Source organism: Geotalea uraniireducens Rf4 (assembly GCF_000016745.1).
In the GTDB taxonomy this organism is placed as follows: domain Bacteria; phylum Desulfobacterota; class Desulfuromonadia; order Geobacterales; family Geobacteraceae; genus Geotalea; species Geotalea uraniireducens.
Window position 1 is genome coordinate 2223648 of record NC_009483.1, and the last position, 18255, is coordinate 2241902.

General features: G+C 44.9%; 18 protein-coding genes. All 18 read left to right on the forward strand.

What is annotated here, in order from left to right; translation table 11 throughout:
* Window positions 1-39: 39 nt before the first annotated feature.
* The 18 genes from GURA_RS09730 (at window position 40) to GURA_RS09815 (ending at window position 18253) form a co-directional block, all read left to right on the forward strand.
* On the forward strand, window positions 40-765 hold the full coding sequence (locus tag GURA_RS09730; protein ID WP_011938812.1) for a polyprenol monophosphomannose synthase: 726 nt from the start codon (window positions 40-42) through the stop codon (window positions 763-765).
* A gap of 201 nt (window positions 766-966) precedes the next feature.
* The gene (locus GURA_RS09740) at window positions 967-1998 is read left to right on the forward strand and encodes a 6-bladed beta-propeller (protein WP_011938813.1); all 1032 of its coding nucleotides are present in this window, start codon (window positions 967-969) and stop codon (window positions 1996-1998) included.
* Window positions 1995-2744, forward strand: coding sequence for a cytochrome c3 family protein (locus GURA_RS23390; RefSeq protein ID WP_011938814.1), 750 nt, complete (start codon window positions 1995-1997; stop codon window positions 2742-2744). The genes GURA_RS09740 and GURA_RS23390 overlap by 4 nt, the downstream gene beginning before the upstream one ends.
* Window positions 2745-2757: 13 nt before the next feature.
* On the forward strand, window positions 2758-3855 hold the full coding sequence (locus GURA_RS23395; RefSeq protein ID WP_011938815.1) for a multiheme c-type cytochrome: 1098 nt from the start codon (window positions 2758-2760) through the stop codon (window positions 3853-3855).
* Between the two features lie 143 nt (window positions 3856-3998).
* Window positions 3999-5207, forward strand: a complete 1209-nt coding sequence (locus GURA_RS09750; protein WP_011938816.1) for a type II secretion system F family protein — start codon at window positions 3999-4001, stop codon at window positions 5205-5207.
* 9 nt (window positions 5208-5216) lie between these two features.
* Window positions 5217-6938 carry a GspE/PulE family protein gene (locus tag GURA_RS09755; RefSeq protein ID WP_041245880.1) on the forward strand — a complete coding sequence of 574 codons (1722 nt, stop codon included), beginning with the start codon at window positions 5217-5219 and terminating at the stop codon, window positions 6936-6938.
* A 131-nt stretch (window positions 6939-7069) separates the two neighbouring features.
* A complete protein-coding gene (gene pilM, locus GURA_RS09760) occupies window positions 7070-7996 on the forward strand; it encodes a type IV pilus biogenesis protein PilM (RefSeq protein WP_011938818.1) in 927 nt (308 codons plus the stop codon).
* Window positions 7996-8535: a PilN domain-containing protein gene (locus GURA_RS09765; RefSeq protein ID WP_011938819.1), complete on the forward strand. Its 540-nt coding sequence runs from the start codon at window positions 7996-7998 to the stop codon at window positions 8533-8535. The genes pilM and GURA_RS09765 overlap by 1 nt, the downstream gene beginning before the upstream one ends.
* Window positions 8532-9086 carry a type IV pilus inner membrane component PilO gene (locus GURA_RS09770; RefSeq protein WP_011938820.1) on the forward strand — a complete coding sequence of 185 codons (555 nt, stop codon included), beginning with the start codon at window positions 8532-8534 and terminating at the stop codon, window positions 9084-9086. The genes GURA_RS09765 and GURA_RS09770 overlap by 4 nt, the downstream gene beginning before the upstream one ends.
* Complete coding sequence (locus GURA_RS09775; RefSeq protein WP_011938821.1) at window positions 9083-9712, forward strand: hypothetical protein; 630 nt, start codon at window positions 9083-9085, stop codon at window positions 9710-9712. Before GURA_RS09770 ends, GURA_RS09775 begins: the two co-directional genes overlap by 4 nt.
* 30 nt (window positions 9713-9742) lie before the next feature.
* Window positions 9743-12133: a cohesin domain-containing protein gene (locus GURA_RS09780; protein WP_011938822.1), complete on the forward strand. Its 2391-nt coding sequence runs from the start codon at window positions 9743-9745 to the stop codon at window positions 12131-12133.
* A 22-nt stretch (window positions 12134-12155) separates the two neighbouring features.
* The gene (locus tag GURA_RS09785) at window positions 12156-12650 is read left to right on the forward strand and encodes a type II secretion system protein (protein WP_011938823.1); all 495 of its coding nucleotides are present in this window, start codon (window positions 12156-12158) and stop codon (window positions 12648-12650) included.
* A gap of 51 nt (window positions 12651-12701) precedes the next feature.
* Window positions 12702-13118 carry a type II secretion system protein gene (locus GURA_RS09790; RefSeq protein WP_011938824.1) on the forward strand — a complete coding sequence of 139 codons (417 nt, stop codon included), beginning with the start codon at window positions 12702-12704 and terminating at the stop codon, window positions 13116-13118.
* 83 nt (window positions 13119-13201) lie between these two features.
* On the forward strand, window positions 13202-13873 hold the full coding sequence (gene ftsE, locus GURA_RS09795; protein WP_011938825.1) for a cell division ATP-binding protein FtsE: 672 nt from the start codon (window positions 13202-13204) through the stop codon (window positions 13871-13873).
* Complete coding sequence (gene ftsX / locus GURA_RS09800; RefSeq protein ID WP_011938826.1) at window positions 13860-14804, forward strand: permease-like cell division protein FtsX; 945 nt, start codon at window positions 13860-13862, stop codon at window positions 14802-14804. The genes ftsE and ftsX overlap by 14 nt, the downstream gene beginning before the upstream one ends.
* 2 nt (window positions 14805-14806) lie before the next feature.
* Window positions 14807-15997: a murein hydrolase activator EnvC family protein gene (locus GURA_RS09805; RefSeq protein ID WP_011938827.1), complete on the forward strand. Its 1191-nt coding sequence runs from the start codon at window positions 14807-14809 to the stop codon at window positions 15995-15997.
* Window positions 15998-16065: 68 nt separating this feature from the next.
* Entirely contained in the window at window positions 16066-17400 is a 1335-nt protein-coding gene (locus GURA_RS09810) for a S41 family peptidase (protein WP_011938828.1), read from the forward strand.
* A gap of 220 nt (window positions 17401-17620) precedes the next feature.
* Window positions 17621-18253: an AfsR/SARP family transcriptional regulator gene (locus tag GURA_RS09815; RefSeq protein ID WP_011938829.1), complete on the forward strand. Its 633-nt coding sequence runs from the start codon at window positions 17621-17623 to the stop codon at window positions 18251-18253.
* Window positions 18254-18255 lie beyond the last annotated feature (2 nt).

The window sequence follows — 18255 nt, forward strand, 5'->3', positions numbered from 1 at the left end:
TTGTAAGTCAGAGAGACGTTGTTGATTAAGGGGGCTATTTTGAAGGCAGTAGTTGTAATCCCGACCTACAACGAGCGAGATAATATTGAGAGGCTTACCACAGAAGTACTGGCAAAAGATAGCTCTATACATATTTTGATTGTTGACGATAATTCCCCCGATGGTACTGGTGAATTGGCAGACGGGATGGCCGCTGTCAATGATCGAATTCATGTTCTCCATCGTCAGGGAAAGCTTGGTCTGGGTTCTGCCTATCGAGACGGGTTTCGGGTTGCCCTTGAGCAGGGGGCTGATTATATCGTTGAGATGGATGCGGATTTTTCCCACGATCCTGAAATTCTTCCCCGCTTTTTTGAAAAAATGTCAGAGTATGACTTATTAATAGGTTCCCGCTATTTAAATGGTGTAAGTGTTGTTAATTGGCCATTACGTCGCCTTATGCTCAGTTATTTTGCCAGCGTATATACGCGGATCATTACCGGTCTTAAAATCTCTGACTGCACAAGCGGGTTTAAGTGTTTTAGTCGAAAGGTTTTAGAATCCATAGACATGAGTAAGATCCGTTCTGATGGATATTCATTTCAGATCGAGATGAATTACCGCTGCGTTGAGAACGGCTTTCGTGTTGGTGAGATTCCCATCATATTTATAGACAGGCATGCCGGTTCATCAAAAATGTCGAAGAAAATTGTACGAGAAGCGGTATTTATGGTTTGGAAGTTGAAGCTTGGTTCACTTTTTCATAAGTTTTTTCATAGGGGATAAAATGATATCCGAAGCGTGGGCACTTGTATGTCTTGCCGGTTTCTATGGATGGATACTGTCAACAATAGGGTTCATTTTTAAGTCTTTTCCAGTTAAAGGTGTTTTTCATGGTAAGTCTGCAGCAGGATGGGGCGGTTCCGTCGTTATCTTCTATATAATCTGGTTGGCAGGAATGTTCAACGCTTGAGTGGGAGGACCATTTTGTACTCCAGACTGTTTCTTGTATTAGTGTTTTTTACCATTTTCGGCTGTACCACTGTTGAACCACTCGTACTGCGAGATACTAAGATTGATCTTGCATGGCCACTCCCTCCAAACTCCCCCCGGATAAGATTCCTCCGCACGATAAATGGTCCAGATAATATTATTACCGCTCCTGGAAAGGTGCAGCATTTATTCGAGATGGTAACAGGTGAAAGTAGACTTAAGGTTGATTTTGATGCGCCCTATGGCATCACCGGAGATGGAGAATCTGTTCTATATATAGCAGATACAGGTGTCGGTCTTGTTCATAGGTACGATTTAATCAACAGAGAGGTTGGTTATATTGTTCAAGCAGGAGATGAAGAAATGTCCAGCCCCGTTGGAGTGGCTGTTGATGGTGAAAAAAATCTTTATGTTGCTGATTCTGTGAATGCTAAAGTCTACAAATATAATAAGAAGGGACAGTTTCTTAGGGAATTAAAATATGAAGCAGGATTTAAAAGGCCTGCCGGTATAGCGGTGAATAGCCGAAATGAAAAATTTATTGTGGATGTGCTGGCACATAAATTGTATATTTTTGGTGAGGATGATCGATTTATACGTGACTTTCCCAAAATGAAGAAGGGCGAAGAGCTTAATTATCCGTCTAATGTTGCTATCGACCGTGCAGATAATGTTTATGTCACCGATTCGATGAATTTTACCATTAAGGTGTACAACCGTGAAGGGGATCTGCAAAGGACTATCGGTCAAATTGGCGATTCACCCGGTTCTTTCGCGAGACCTAAAGGCATTGCGGTAGACAGCGATCAACAAATATATGTGGTTGATGCAACCCTTGACAATTTTCAGATATTCAATCAAAAAGGAAATCTTCTGCAACTCATAGGCAAGAACGGTGGAGGTGCTGGCGAATTTTATCTGCCGAGCGGCATATATATTGACAAGCATGATCGTATATTTGTTACCGACACCTATAATCGGAGAATTCAGGTATTCCAATACCTGAAAGAAGGTGGGAAACTGTGAAGAAAACATTTACACTACTAATTATTATAACCTTGTCCGTCTTTTCCTTGTTGCCATCTGCAAGTTTTGCCTTGTATGGTCCGAAGATTACGGAAATCGGGAATAAGCATAATTTATCCTATGGCAATTCAAGCGTAACCTATAAAGCAAGCGACCCTAACGATCCGCGCGGGCGACAGATTTGTATTTTTTGTCATACACCGCATAATGCTGTATCAACACGCTCTCTTTGGAACAGGAGAGATACAACACAGTCCTTTGGCCATTACTCTTCTAGTGGTCTTCACATTAACGAAGAACTGAAAGCCGCGAGCGGTTATAATGAACCAAACGGTTCTTCCCGTCTCTGTTTAAGCTGCCACGACGGGGTCATGGCCCTTGGCGCCGTAGTTAATGGTGGTGGGAGCGATATTGCCATCAATGGCAGTACCAATACCGCCATGGGGGGAGCAAATGTTTTTGACCGTGTTAAGATGACTAATTCTCATCACCCTGTTTCGTTTAACTATGCCGGCACTGTGCAATCGGCTTTGGCTGTCATAGGTGATTACAAACTTCCGCCACCTGGCAGTAGAGTAAAACTTGACAAAGAGGGGCGAATGCAATGCACCACATGTCATGATCCCCATCAGACACGTGATACGGCTCTCCCCTTTTGGGTTTGGGAGGACACTGGGGATATTAACAACTCATCGCATGATGCAGTTTGCAAGACATGCCATAATGTTGTTTACCCCACATTTTAAAGGATAATACTTAATGTCATTGCATAGCATTCTTATAGCTTTTTTGATGATGTTTATTACAACGCCCATATTGGCTGTGGAATCCAATCAACCATCTCACCTTGATGTTCATAACGTTCCCAAAGGTTGTGCAACATGCCATTACGGGGTTAATTTTAAAACGGGTGGCGGACCGAATGTCTGTCTTATTTGTCATGGCGATCCGTCAAAATTGAAGCAGGAGTATAAATTTATGCCTAAAGGGTTTGCTCCCCAAGGCATTAACCTTAAAAACATTGAGACTGAATTCAGGAAATTATATCATCACCCGACTTTTGATGGGGCAGGAAAGCACAAGGTGAATGAGGTATTGCCGGAAATTGATGTAAGAGCTTTGCGTCATGCCGTGTGTGTTGATTGTCACAATCCCCACAACGTCTCCGCCGCTAACAAATTTGCCGGAATCAAAGATAAAAGGATGGGGAACTTACCGGTTGCAATTTCCAGCGAATATGAGCTTTGTTATAAATGTCATGGTGATAGCGCAAATCTGCCTGGTCGTTCCACCAACAAACGGGTTGAATTTTCAAAAAATAACCCTTCTTTTCATCCTGTCGAGGCCGAGGGGAAAAATGCTGCCGTTGTCAGTCTGACAAAGCCTTATAAAGAAAAGAAACTTAGTCCTGGCGATGTTTCAATAATATCCTGCAGCGACTGCCACGGAAGTGATAATTCATCTGCTCCCCAAGGCCCTCATGGGTCTAATTATGAATACATACTTGTGGATAATTTCTCGATTAAAGATAATCAACCGGAAAATTCATTTAATTATGCCTTGTGCTATCGTTGCCATAGTCGAACCAGTATCCTGAGTGACGAAAGCTTTAAATATCATTCGCTTCATATTAGTGGTCGAACTGGTATTAATGTTTCCGTGAGTGGCACATCCTGCTATACATGCCACAGTTCTCATGGCAGTACGGAAAATAAATATCTGATCAGGTTTAATAAGGATGTTGTCTTTCCGAACTCCAGGGGGGTGCTGAAATTTGTGGAAAAAGGAGTGTCTACGTTTCGTGGGGAGTGTTATCTAACCTGTCATGGTGTAGATCACGATCCAAAGAAATACTAAATTTACTTGTACTATATGACGTTTTGTAAATTGTTGTTGAAATGTCGTTAATAAATGGGATTACAAACTAAAACCATAGGTTTCTCAACCTATGGTTTTTACTTGTTTTAAATTCAATTATTTTATGTTAAATTTATATCTCTATGGCAATTTATAAGTGCAAAATAGGCTCATCAGACGGCAGAATTCTTGAAAAGGAAATTGAGGCCGTCAATACGGAAATTCTCAAGCAAAGTCTTGAAGAACAAGGTTATTTTGTATTTGAAATAAAGAAAAAACCCCTGCAGTTTCTTTTGGAAAGCGGCATTACTCGTCGTAAGGTAGACAATAAGGATCTTCTTACGTTCAATCAGGAACTGTTGGTGCTTATTAAAGCTGGACTACCCATAATACAGGCTTTAGATACAATTTTAGAGAGGGTTGAAAAAGGAAAGCTCGGAGAGATATTAAGTGAGATACGCGAAGATGTTAAGGGTGGAGCAGCGTTATCTGTTGCTTTTGAAAAACATCCCAAGGTTTTTCCGCATCTCTATATCGCATCTATTCAAGCCGGCGAAAGAACCGGCGATTTACCGCAAACCATAAGAAGATACATTGCTTTTCTCAAGAAAGCCGAGGGTTTCCGAAAAAAAGTGTTGTCTGCCTTGGTTTACCCTGCCATAGTTATTACTGTTGCTTTTGTCGCCGTTACGCTGTTGTTGGTCTACGTGGTTCCCACATTCAGCCAGGTATACGCCGATTCCGGTTCAAGCTTGCCTGTGCCAACTCAGATGCTGATTGCCTTTACGGGTATTCTCAAAAAATTCTTTTGGGCCGGTGTAGGTCTTTTTATTTTGGCAATTTTTATTTTTAGACGTTGGGCTGAGACTGAACGCGGGAGATATAGGGTTGACGCTTTGCTGATAAAGGTACCTTTTATTGGTCAGCTTCTCATTAAGTACGCCGTGTCAAGTTTTATGCGAACGTTGGCAACGGTATTGGGGAGTGGCATACCGATTATAGAATCGTTGAAGATGTCCGTCGGAACTCTCAATAATATGGTTTTGGAACGTAAGCTGCTGGAAGCGGTCGTAAGAGTGGAAGAGGGCGTTCAATTGTCAACTGCATTGGAAGGTGCTAAAATTATGCCGCCGCTTGCGCTTCGTATGCTAGGTGTTGGAGAAACCACAGGTTCTTTGGAAGAAATGCTGGGTGATATCTCGGATTATTTCGAAGAGGAAATCGAACGTCATCTGAACGTATTAACCACTTCAATAGAGCCGGCAATTATGATAATTATGGGTGTTGTAATCGGTGTTATTATTGTAACTATGTATCTTCCTATATTCAAAATCGCAGGAACTGTCGGATAAATGGAAAGAATGAATCAATCATTTAAAAGAAAAAAACTTGGTGACATTCTGCTAGGCAAAAATGTCATTACACCGGAACAGCTCGCATTCGTTATCGATAAGCTGAAAACAACAGATGAGCGGTTTGGTGTGATATGTGTCAATGATGGACTAATCACTGAAGAAGCTTTGTCCATGGCACTTGCAGAGCAATTTGGGCTTGAATATGTCGATCTTCGTGGATTTAAAATGGAGGAGGCTATCCTTAACACCCTTCCTCCTGATGCCATGCACCGTTATCACTTCATCCCTTTGGAAGTCCGGGGGGAAGCCCTGGTAGTCGCCATTTCCGATCCGACCGATGTTCTCAAGCTGGATGAAATGGAACTACTGCTTGACAGGCCGATTATTTTTAAAATTGCGGCTGAATCCGAAATAGCCATTCTGCTAAAAAAAGGAGAAGGTACTAGTCGAGTCCTCAAAGAAGTTTCTGAGGATTTCATGCTCCAGTTGGTTACTGAGACCGAGAAGGGCGAGGAGGTCTTGTCTGTAGAAAAGATTTCCGCCGACACCAGCCCGATAATAAAGCTTGTGAACTCCACTATTCTGGATGCTCTCAACCGGCGAACGAGCGATATTCATATTGAAACCACACAGGATGGAGTTATTATCAAATACCGGATCGACGGAGTATTATACAAAGCTACAGATCCGATAGATCTTCATTTTCAAGGTCCGATTATCTCCCGGCTTAAAGTCATGAGTGAACTGGATATTTCTGAACGGCGCATTCCCCAGGACGGAAGGTTCAAAGTCAGAATTAATGGGAAATCCATCGATTTTCGTGTTTCTATTATGCCCAGCGCGTTCGGCGAGGATGCCGTTATACGTATTCTCGACAAGGAAAGTATTGCCACTGATCTTAAAGGATTAACGCTTGAAACCCTTGGTATGGACCCTCGGGAAATCAAGCGCTTTCGTAAAATGATCAAAGAGCCTTACGGCATGGTGCTTGTCACGGGTCCCACCGGCTCAGGGAAAACCACCACGCTTTATGGGGCACTAACTGAAATTCATAGTGGTGAAGAAAAGATAATCACTATCGAAGATCCTGTTGAATACGTTCTGCGCGGTATTGTTCAGATCCCGGTTAACGAAAAGAAGGGGTTGACCTTTGCTCGCGGACTTCGTTCCATATTGCGACACGACCCTGATAAGATCATGGTCGGAGAAATAAGGGACCCGGAAACTGCACAGATAGCCGTGCAATCCGCCCTAACCGGGCACCTTGTATTTACAACTGTCCATGCGAATAATGTTTTTGACGTTATCGGTCGTTTTACCCATATGGGAATCGACCCGTACAATTTTGTCGCCTGTTTGAATTGTGTTATGGCCCAGCGACTCGTACGAAAGATCTGTCCAAAATGCAAGGTTCCAGTGACGATTTCCGATGAGAAGCTGCTGGAATCAGGAATCAGTCCCGAACGATGCCGCGGCGTAACATTTTATGATGCCAAGGGGTGCGACGACTGTAATGGCACGGGATATCGCGGTAGATCTGCTATTGTTGAATTATTGGATCTGAACGATGAAATTCGTGAGTTGATCATAGCTAAAGCATCTGCAATACAATTGAAAAAGGCGGCCAAGGAAGCAGGTACGGTGTTTTTACGTGAATCAGCCGTAGAAAAGGTATTAGCCGGTGAAACGACATTGCGCGAGATTAATCGTGTCACCTTTGTTGAATAAACAATGCGTATTCGGAATTCCAGTTTCTTTGCTTCGAAGCGCACATCCTTTAGGGTATAATTTCCCTTTAAACATAGCTTATAAAGCTGAGCTCTGCGCATCTTCCAAGCAGAATTACCAAAAGGTGTTTAATGCTATTTCCTAAAAAAGCCTTAGGTGTTGAAATATGCAGCGAAGGCGTTAAGATGGCCCTTGTTGAAGGGCGACAAAATGCTTTACGTCTGGACGCCTATACTGCCTCGTCTTTGCCTGCCGATACGATTAAATTTGCCCTTAGAGAGCAAAATGTTCTTAACCCATCGGTATTTGTCAATATTATTCGAGAGACTTATCTACGGTTGTTGACAAAGACCAAACACGTTTCCGTTTCTTTGCCTGACACAACGGGTCGGGTGATCCTTTTGGATCTGGAAACTCGCTTCAAGAGCAGGGATGAGGGTGCAGACATTATTCGCTGGAAGCTGAAAAAGAGCTTTCCGTTTAATATCAGTGATGCGCACCTGGATTATCAGTTGTTGGAAGAAAAAGATTCCGGCGAGATATCTCTTCTCGTGTCAATTATTGCAAGGCAGGTGGTTAATCAATACGAAGACTTGTTCGTGGAAGCCGGACTCGAACCCAATTGCATAGATTTCACAACCTTTAATCTGTACCGGCTTTTCTCGGGTCGGCTTTCAATATCTGAAAACGCCGCTTTCATGACTTTTTACGGTGGCATGGTTACCATACTTGTTTTTTATGCCGGCGTACTATCATTCTATCGATCCAAAGAAATCCCCGGCGGTACCCTTGAGATAAACCGCGCATACCGAGAAATCAACAGCTCGCTGCTTGTTTATCAGGATATGCATCCAAGTCATACTATCAATGAAGTTTTTTGTGTCGCCACCGGTGATGATGCCGAAGCATTTCGTGCTATTGTCGGTGAGGCAACCGGTCTGGAACCGATACTCCTGGATGTCAATCGGGTTGTTTCTGCCAAAAGCGGCTTGACTGTTGACAGAGTAACGCTTCATTCTCTGACAGCAGCGTTGGGCGCAGCCGTAAGGAATCTCTGATGCAACTGAAAATAAATCTGGCAACCAGAAGTTATATCAACACCCGGCAACTAAATCTGGCTATTGCGGTATCGATTGCGCTTTTATTGCTCTGGATGTTTTTTAATGTCAAGGATATCGCTTACAACAGTGGTGAAATGAAGCGTTTGACAACAGATACAACGGCATTGGATACAAAATTCAAGGCAGCGAGTAAGGGTGTACCTGAAAAAGAATACAGCACGCTCTTGTTAAAAATAGGTTTTGCCAATTCGATTATTGAAAAAAAATCCGTCAACTGGCTTGTGTTGCTTGACAATCTTGAAGCAGTCGTGCCCGAAGGGGTGGCCATTTCTGCAATTGAACCCGACCCCAAAAAACAGATTCTGAAACTCTCCGGTGCTGCAACGAATTTCAATAATGTGCGACAATTCGTTGAAAATCTGGAGTCATCGAACTTTTTCACCACCGTATTCCTTGAGAATCAGGCGGAAATCAAGGTTGGACAGAGCCAAAAGGGAATATCCTTTACCATCTCCTGTAAGGTTGATTATAAATGATGAAATATAAATTTATTCTGGAGACGATCAGGGCGTGGCGAAAACCCGCTATATTCGTGGTCGTATTGCTTTTGATAAATGTCTGTTCTTATCTATATCTTACTATCTACCAGGAACCACGCCTCGAATCATTGCAGAATAACTGGTTTGAAAAACGGCAAAAAATTAATTCTATGGCCGTTGTGGATCCAGCTACGGTATATGAGCAGGGAACACGAGATCTGAAGACCTGGTCGTCCAGAATTCCACCTAAAAAGGATTTTGCCCGTTTTCTGGGGGATTTGTTCGAGACGGCTGCCAATAACAATCTTTCAGTTAAAAGCGTAACCTACAAGCCTAATCTTATTAAAGATGAGGGACTTCTTGCTTACTCCATCGCATTTTCAGTTTCTGGAAATTACGCGGCGGTAAAAAGTTTTATCTCAGATATTGCCCGCTCACGACAGATTGTTACGATCGATAACCTATCCCTGAATAACAGCAGTACGACACAGGAGGCTATAGAGCTCAAGCTTCAGCTTACTACGTATTTACGGGTGGAGGGGGCATGAACCGCCAAAAGATGATCCTCGCTATCCTGCTGGTGCTCCTGGTATTGGCAATAATCTATAGTTTTGCTCGCCAACCAAGACCGAAGCGGGCAAAGAGCCTCAAATATACTCCTGGAGTTGCTGCTGTCAGCAGCAGGCCAACTTCCAATGCCACCGGTGCAGTCCGAGCCGACGATAAAAAACTTCATCTTGAACTTCTTGACAAGGAGTTCCCACATTTTTCCGGTTTCCGACGTAATATATTCAAACCAATCTTTCATGAAGAGATGAAACTTCCTTTAGCGACATCATCCCCTTCTGTCAGACCGACTTTGCCGGTGCCACCCCCTCCGCCATCGCCGTCACTTCCACCGCCACTGCCGCAACAAATTGTTGAGGCAACGCCAATCCAGCGTGATATGGCTAGGTTCACGTTCCTCGGTTTTTTGAAGAAGGATAATAAGAAAACAATTTTTCTCTCCAGTGATAAAGAAATTTATCTCGTGAAAAAGGGAGATACCATCGCGGGTAAGTATGAGGTATCCAATCTTACCGAAGAGGCATTAACCATTCATCCGTTGATAGATGGGGGTGAGATTATTATTCCGCTGGTAGAGAACAGGGCGTTAGTTGCCCCGCGACATTAAAAGACGACTGCCGACTAAGGAGTGACAACCATGCGTTATATAAAACAGATGTCAACAGTGCTTTTTTGCCTGGCAATTTTATCGGGTTGTGCAGGCGGTCGCTCTGCATTCAGCAAAGCAGAAAAGCTCGAACGTGATGGGCGTCTGGATGAAGCAGTGATGAAATATGCAGAAGTTGTAGCGGCAAATCCTGGTGTAGGTGAATATCGGGCTAAGTACCTGCAATCAAGTGCTGCCGCAGCTCAAAAACATCTTCAAAAAGGGGACGATTTTGCTGCTGCTAAAAAATATGACGATGCTTTACGGGAATATCAGACGGCATTTGCACTAGATTCTTCATTGGCGCGTGCAAAGCAGGAAAGCGATCAGGTTATAAAGCTCAGAAACGCTGAAGTCTATTTTAAGGAAGGCGAGGAGTTTGAAAAAAACCGTAAGCTCAAGGAAGCTGTCCGTGCCTATCAGAAGGCGCTTGAATTCGACCAAAACAACAGTGCTGCCAAAGATGCAGTCGAGAGGCTTATAAAGAGTAAACGGCCGAAACTCGACGGTTATGAACTAAATCTCAAATCAAACAAACCGATCACACTTAAGTTCAAGGATGCAAAAATTAAGGAAGTTTTTAATATCATTTCTCAACTTTCCGGCATCAACTTTGTTTTCGACGAGGGCGTAAAAGACCAGAATGTGTCTATTTATCTGGAGAATGCCACGTTCCAGCAGGCGCTGGAGATCATATGCGGCATCAACAAGCTCGGAAAAAAGGTGCTGAACGAGAACACCATCATTATTTATACTAAAAACCCCGAAAAAACCAAACAGTACGAGGAGTTGTTCGTACAGACTTTTTATCTCAATAAACTTGAGGCAAAAAAGGCGGTAAACCTTATCCGCACCATGCTGCAGGTAAGAAAGATCTACGTGAATGAAGAGATGAATGCCCTTGTAATACGCGATACACCGGATGTCATCGAGGTTGCCCAGAAGATACTGGAAGCTAATGATCTTCCCGATGCAGAAGTGGTATTGGAGGTTGAAGTGATAGAGATCTCCAAGAACAACGCAGAGAGCTTTGGTCTTGCATTGAGCAGATACGCTGTTTCCACAGCTGCAGCAGCGGAAGGCTCCTCAACGTTTCTCTCGGATGTACTTGTGCCACCTGTTTCTACAACTCCAACAAATACAACTAACACTCCAACTTCGAATCTCCTGAATTACTTTAGATGGCGTGGCTTTAACGGGTTTCTTACGGTACCGAATGCCACGTTCAATTTTGGCAAGACCCTGTCAAACAGCGAAACATTGGCAAATCCGAAAATCAGGGTCAAAAACAGAGAAAAGGCCAAGTTTAATGTCGGTCAAAGGGTCCCCATCACAACCACCTCATCTCCGACCGGCGGCGGAGTCAGTGTCAATGTCCAGTATGTGGATGTAGGGGTGAAGTTGAACGCCGAACCGACCATTCAGCTTAATAATGAGGTTTCAATCAAGCTAAGCCTTGAGGTTAGTTCAATCCTCAGCAAGGAGAAGGTGGGGTCGACGGATTCGTTGACAACGGTTGTGACCATCGGCACCCGCAACCTCGATACAGTTTTAAGTCTCAAGGATGGTGAGACCAGCATTATCGGTGGCCTTATGCAGGATTTAAAAAGCAAGAACAAGCAAAAAATCGTGCTCTTGGGGGATATTCCTCTCATTGGACCGTTGTTGTCCCAAAATGATGACACAAATAATAAGTCTGAACTGGTGTTGGCGATAACTCCGCGGATAGTACGTTCGATAACCATTCCTGAAGGGGATGTTGCTGCTTTCTGGTCCGGTAAGGAAGATGAACCATCCACATCAAAACCATATTCCTCCTTTATTCAGGAACCTGAAATATTACCTGCGCCGCCGATTTCGCCGCTCCCGGCAGGGGAGCCTCAAAAGCAGCCTGCTGCCGAAGTTCAAAAAGCACCGGCAGTTCCGCCGGCCACGGGGGCAAAGGTTGAGCCGGAGAAAGCTCCTGCCCCACGAATAACCTTGAATGTCGTTGCCCCCGCTTCAGTCAAGGTGAATGAGCAGTTTAGCGTTGGGATAAAAGTAGCCGATGCAAATAATCTATTAAACGCACCCTTGACGCTGGTTTATGATCCTTTGTTTCTGGATTTTGTCGGCTTGGCCGAGGGGGGATTTATGAAGCAGGATGGGAAAGCAACCCTTTTCCGGCCCACCATCGATAAAAATACCGGTCAAATTGCCGTTACCCTCAACAGAGTGGGGGACGTCGGCGGGATAAGCGGGAGCGGCACCCTGCTTACTGCAACATTCAAGGCCAAGAATCAAGGGCCGGCCAGTATCGGTTTTCTCGATGTAAATTTCACCGCGCCCGGCGGAAAACCGCTGGAGGCAATTCCGTATAATGCAGTAGTGGATATTAAGTAGGCATCCGAATGACGGCTTGCAGATGAAAAATTTGTCTAAAAACAATAGTGGTGTCAGTCTTGTAGAGCTGATCGTCACCCTGGTCATACTTTCGTTTCTGGCTGCGCTGGTCTTACCGTCTGCGCAGATGACGGCAAAAAGAAGCAAGGAACTTGAGTTACGGAGAAATCTGAGAACGATCCGTACTGCCATTGATGAGTATAAGAAATATTATGATAGGGCCGTTGAGGATAGAAAACTGATTCCGTCCTTAAACAAGTCGGGTTATCCTGAAACCTTGGAGCAACTGGTGGAAGGCTATGATTTTGGCGGGCTTACCAATTATAAAATAAAGTTTCTCCGCAGAATCCCGGCAGACCCTTTCAACCCTCTCAAGCCCGGTGACGATAAGCCGTGGGGGCTTCGTTCCTACGTCGACAAGCCGGACAGTACGAATTGGGGGGGAGAGGATGTCTATGATGTGTATTCCCTGAGTGAAGAAACGGCCATTGACGGTTCGAAATATACGGATTGGTGATTAATTCGCGGACGCGCTACCTATTGCTGCGTGCAATAAACGAGAGAATCGATGCAGAAAAAGCTAAAGCAGCTGCTGAAAAAAAGGAATAAGGGTTTTACCCTGATCGAGTTGTTGATCGTCATGACCATTATCGGTATTCTTGCCGCGATATCAGTTCCCAATTACAGATGGGGCATTATCAAGGCAAAGGAAGCGGTGCTCAGGGAAGATCTTTACAATTTGCGCACAACCATCGATCAGTTTTATGCCGATCAGGGGAAATATCCTGATTCTCTTCAAGATATGGTGGACAAGAAGTACCTGCGTGACATCCCCAAAGACCCCTTTACCAATTTGAAAGATACGTGGGTCGTTGTCACTCCTCCCCCGGCCGGTGAAGGACAGGAAGTCAAGGGATCGGTCTACGATGTGCATAGCGGTTCGGACGTGATAGGTACTACCGGAACCCCATATAATGAATGGTGATATTGAACACAAAATGAGTTATGATTTGCTGGGGCATAGGAAAAGCACTGTAGATGCCCGAAAATGAGAAAGAGGCTTGATTGATGATACAACTTCATAACGTTTCCATGGCCTATCAGAGCGATATTTCGGCGCTGAACGGCATTAATCTAAAGGTCCCCAAAGGGGATTTTATTTTTTTAACCGGCCAATCCGGCGCCGGGAAATCCACCCTCCTGAAGCTCCTCTATGCGGCACTATTGCCGACCCGCGGCCAGGTCTTGATTGAAGGACAAAATGTCACCAGACTTACCCGTTCGCAAATTCCCTACCTGCGTCGGAATGTGGGGGTGGTTTTTCAGGACTTCAAGCTACTTCCTCATCGGACTGTCATGGAAAACGTGGCCATAACCCTGGAGGTACTTGGTTGGGGGAAAAAGGATATCGGCAAAAAGGTTTACCACATCTTGAAGCAGATGGGTCTGGAGCATAAGATCAATTCCACGCCATTGAGACTTTCCGGCGGGGAACAGCAACGGGTGGCGCTGGCGCGAGCGCTGGTCAATGATCCCAAAATACTTCTGGCAGATGAGCCGACCGGCAATCTTGATGATGAGAATAAGGAACAGATCCTTTCCATTTTTAAAGAGGCAAACATCAGGGGTACTACCGTGGTTGTTGCAACCCATGATCGTCGACTGATAGAAAACTCGCATCGGAGAGTCGTGGTGCTTGAAAAGGGATGTATTGTGGAGGATTCCGATGTCTCGAAATAAGCCCGTCAAAAGGCAAAAGCTTGCGAGCGAAGGATTTACCGGCCGGACGGCATATTTTGTTTCCAGGGCTTTTCTTAATTTGCGCCAGAATATTTTCGTGAGTTTGCTGACAATCGGCACTATTTCCCTTGCCCTACTCATTATTGCGCTTTTCTTACTGGTTTATGTGAACCTGGAAGGTATGGCTGAATCGTGGAGTGAAAAAGTTCAAGTTACTGCATTTTTCGATCGAGAGCTGGCGCAGCAGGAAGTTGTGGCGCTGAAGGGAAAAGTCCAGTCGCTGAGCGGCACCGATAAGGTCGTGTATGTCTCGAAAGACGAGGCTATGAAACGTTTTCGTGCCCGTTTGAAGGGTCAGGAAACGCTTCTAGAGGGGGTAGCGCCCGAAGTTTTGCCTTCATCAATGGAGATCAGCCTCAAGAAAGAAAACCGCAGTAGTGAAATGGTAGATGCCTATGTCGCACGTTTGAAATTAGTACCCGGCATATCCGAGGTCCAGTATGGCGAGGAATGGGTCAAGCGGTTCAATACCTTCATGAACTTCATGCGTCTTGTGGGTGCACTGCTTGGCGGTTTTCTGATTCTGGCGGGGCTGTTTATCGTATCCAATACCATAAAGCTGACCATCTATGCACGCAAGGATGAGCTTGAGGTTTTGGGACTCGTTGGCGCGACCCGATTTTTCATAAAGGCTCCTTTTTTAATAGAAGGAATATTTCAGGGGGCTGTCGGAGCACTTCTGGCGCTGCTCATACTTACGGCCTGTTATTTCGGGTTTCTCCATAACGCCGGAAATTTCCTGTCTTTTAATCTTGCTGCGACCGGCCTCTCTTTTCTGCCGGTTTCTTATCTGGTGGCCCTGTTCTTAGGAGGAATAGGCGTGGGTTTCCTGGGCAGTCTTACATCTTTAAAACGTTTTATCACCATCTGATTATGCCCAGACCCAGATCCAATGCAGCTCTATATGTCTGTTTTCTGCTGTTTCTATCCGTACCCTGCTTTGCCGATGTCAAAGATGATTTGCTGGGCATTAAGAGGGAGATAACAGAAAAGAAACTTCTGCTCAAAAAGACGAAGAAGGTTGAAAGTAAAGTATCCGGCGAGTTGGACCAAATTCAGAAAAACTTGCGGGAAAAGGAAGCGAGTCTCAATTCCCTTGGTCGTGATATGAAAGGTGTGGAAATCAGTCTGAACCGTACGCAAAGGGATATCGATCTTGCCAAGGCAGAGGCTGAACGAAAGAAACAACAGATAAACAGGCGATTAACTTCGCTTTATAAGGCTGGAGAGGCAGGCAGTCTGCGCATGTTCTTTTCCTCTGAATCATTTCCACAGATGACGGAAAATCTTCGTTATATGAGGTCTGTGCTTGAAAATGACAAAAAGCTCTTTGCAGATTATAATGCGAAAATGGAAAACTTGCGAGTCCTCAAGACAACTCTCGAACGTGACGTGGCCCGCAAGGAAAAGATCAAAAGCAGTATAGAGGTTAAAAAGCATGAGATTGAGCAGGAAAAAAATAAAAAGGCCGGCTATCTCCTTAAGGTCAGAGAAGACAAAAAAACGTACATGTCCTCCATAAAGGAGCTGCAGGCGAATGCAAACAGGCTTCAGGCTATGGTGGAAAGGCTTGAAGCAAGGAGTAGAAAAGGGTATAATTCAAAAAATAAAAATAAAACGGTGGTCGGATCGGAACACCTGCTTCCAAATGTCCCCGATAAAGGTCTGGGCGCACAGAAGGGGCGGCTGAATCTGCCGGTTAAAGGAAACATCGTCGGCCAGTTCGGCCGGCACAAGCATCCCGAATTTAACTCGTATACGGTGAATAATGGGATATCCATAGAAGCTTCAGTCGGAACACAGATACATGCCATTTATGAGGGACAGGTCATATTTGCCGATTATTTCAAGGGATATGGCAATATGGTTATTGTTGATCACGGAGGCGGTTTTTTTAGCCTTTATGCTCACGCTGCAAATTTGTTTAAAAAAGTCGGCGCAACCGTTGCAAAAAATGATGTGGTGGCCAGCGTCGGTGATACCGATTCCAGCAAAGGCCCGATGCTTTACTTTGAAATAAGATACCAGGGGAAGCCGGTAGATCCATCTCCCTGGTTCAGATAGTTAATATATAACCAGAAAATATTCGGAAATTTTAAAACGATAAATAACGAGCTTTTGAGGGAGGAATGATGTTTAGAAGCGGTAAGGGCAGGAAGATAACCATATTCATTACAGTGGTTTCTGCATTGGTGATCTTCATTGGCATGGGTGTCCAGCGTAGATGCGCAGCCCAAGGGGGTAACGACTATGAATCGATTGAGTTGTTTACCGATGTTCTCTCTATTGTCAAGAAGAGTTATGTGGAAGAGGTGGATACGAAAAAACTGATTTACGGAGCGATCAACGGCATGTTGTCTTCCCTTGATCCGCATAGTTCTTTTATGCCGCCTGAAACGTATAAAGAGATGAAGATAGATACGAAGGGGTCGTTTGGCGGGTTAGGTATCGAGATAACGATCAAGGACGGCATATTGACGGTAATCTCGCCAATAGAAGACACCCCGGCATTCAAGGCAGGCATCAAGGCCGGCGATCAGATACTCAAGATCGACGACAAATTCACAAAAGACCTGACCATTACCGATGCAGTCAAGCGCATGAGAGGCCCAAAGGGATCCAAGGTCACCATCTCCATTTTCCGCGAAGGGCTGGATAAGCCGAAGGAGTACACTTTGGAGCGGGATATCATCCAGGTGAAGAGTGTCAAGTTCAAAACACTCGACGACGGATATGGATATGTAAGAATTGCCCAGTTTCAGGAAAAGACCGACGATGACCTCGATAAAGCCTTGAAGACTCTACGTGATGAAAATGGCGGCAACCTGCGCGGCCTTGTTCTTGACTTGCGCAATGATCCGGGCGGACTCCTGGATCAAGCGGTCCGGGTTACCGAGCACTTTATCGATGAAGGCAAGCTTATTGTTTATACGGAAGGTCGTGAAAAAGATTCGAAGATGAAGTTTACTTCCCGCAAAGGGGGCAAGGAGCAGCATTATCCGATGGTGGTCCTCATCAACAGCGGCAGCGCCAGTGCCTCCGAGATTGTTGCCGGCGCCCTGCAGGATCATAAGCGGGCTGTAGTTATGGGGACCCAGAGTTTCGGTAAAGGGTCTGTTCAGACCATAATTCCTCTTTCAGATAATTCCGGCCTCAGATTGACCACGGCTCGCTACTTTACACCCAGTGGACGTTCGATCCAGGCCAAGGGAATTACTCCCGATATCGTTGCCGAACGGGTTGAACTTGCAGCAACAGAGAAGAAGGAAGGGATGCACATCAGGGAAAAAGACCTGGAGAACCATTTCGAGGTGGAAGGCAAGGAAAAAGTGGACGAGAAAAAACCTGTAAAAACACCGGCTTATAAAGCGGATGAGCAGGTCAAGGCTGATTCCCAATTGCTTCGCGCATTGGACCTGCTGAAGGGATGGGAAATACTGAAAACGATCGATAAGCCTGCTGCATAGACCACATAGTATTTGGTTTAATTGTGGAGAGAGGGGGCTTATAACCCCCTCTTTTTTATTTGTCGGCAATTATTAAAAATAAACCATTGACTAAAATGACTTTTGTAGTATAAAAACAAGCTTCAAAATATTGACTGAAACTATGATGTTTTATTGGGCAATAGCAACCCGTTGAATTTTCAACGGTTGCATAAATCAACGCATTGCAATGGAGCCTGCCATGGGTCGTGCAAGAGGTGTGAAAAAAACTGAAGAAATAGAAGAGCTGTCAGTTCATGCCTTTGGCGGTTTATCCATTTATTACAATGGAATACCGATCACGGTGATATGGGAAAGCCAGAAGGCACGTCTCCTTTTTTGTTATCTCCTTGTTACCTACGACCAATGGATGCATCGGGACAAGCTGATTGAGGCCTTGTGGCCGGGATGCGAACCGAGTGCAGGCGCCAATAATTTTAAAACCACCATCAGTCGGCTGAGAAAATCTTTCAGCGGCGCACATATTGTCAATCCGGTCCTGATGCAGGGAGAAGCGGTAAGAATCAACATCGCTTCAATCAGTCTGGATTCCAGTAAGTTCGTACAGAAAGCCACGTCCGGTATCAAGTCTTTAGCGCGGGGTGAAATGAGCGAGGCGAGAAAATACCTGGAAGAAGCCCAAGACCTCTACACCGGCGAATTTCTCACAGAAGAACCTTTCAACCAGTTCATAACCGGCGCGCGCAACGAATTGAGTGAACTCCACATTTCAGTCATCAAATCTCTCGAAAAGATTTATCAGCAGGAAGGGAATACCGACGCCCTCGATGCCATTCGCATGCTTACCAAGTCCCTCATTACCCGTATTGCGTGATT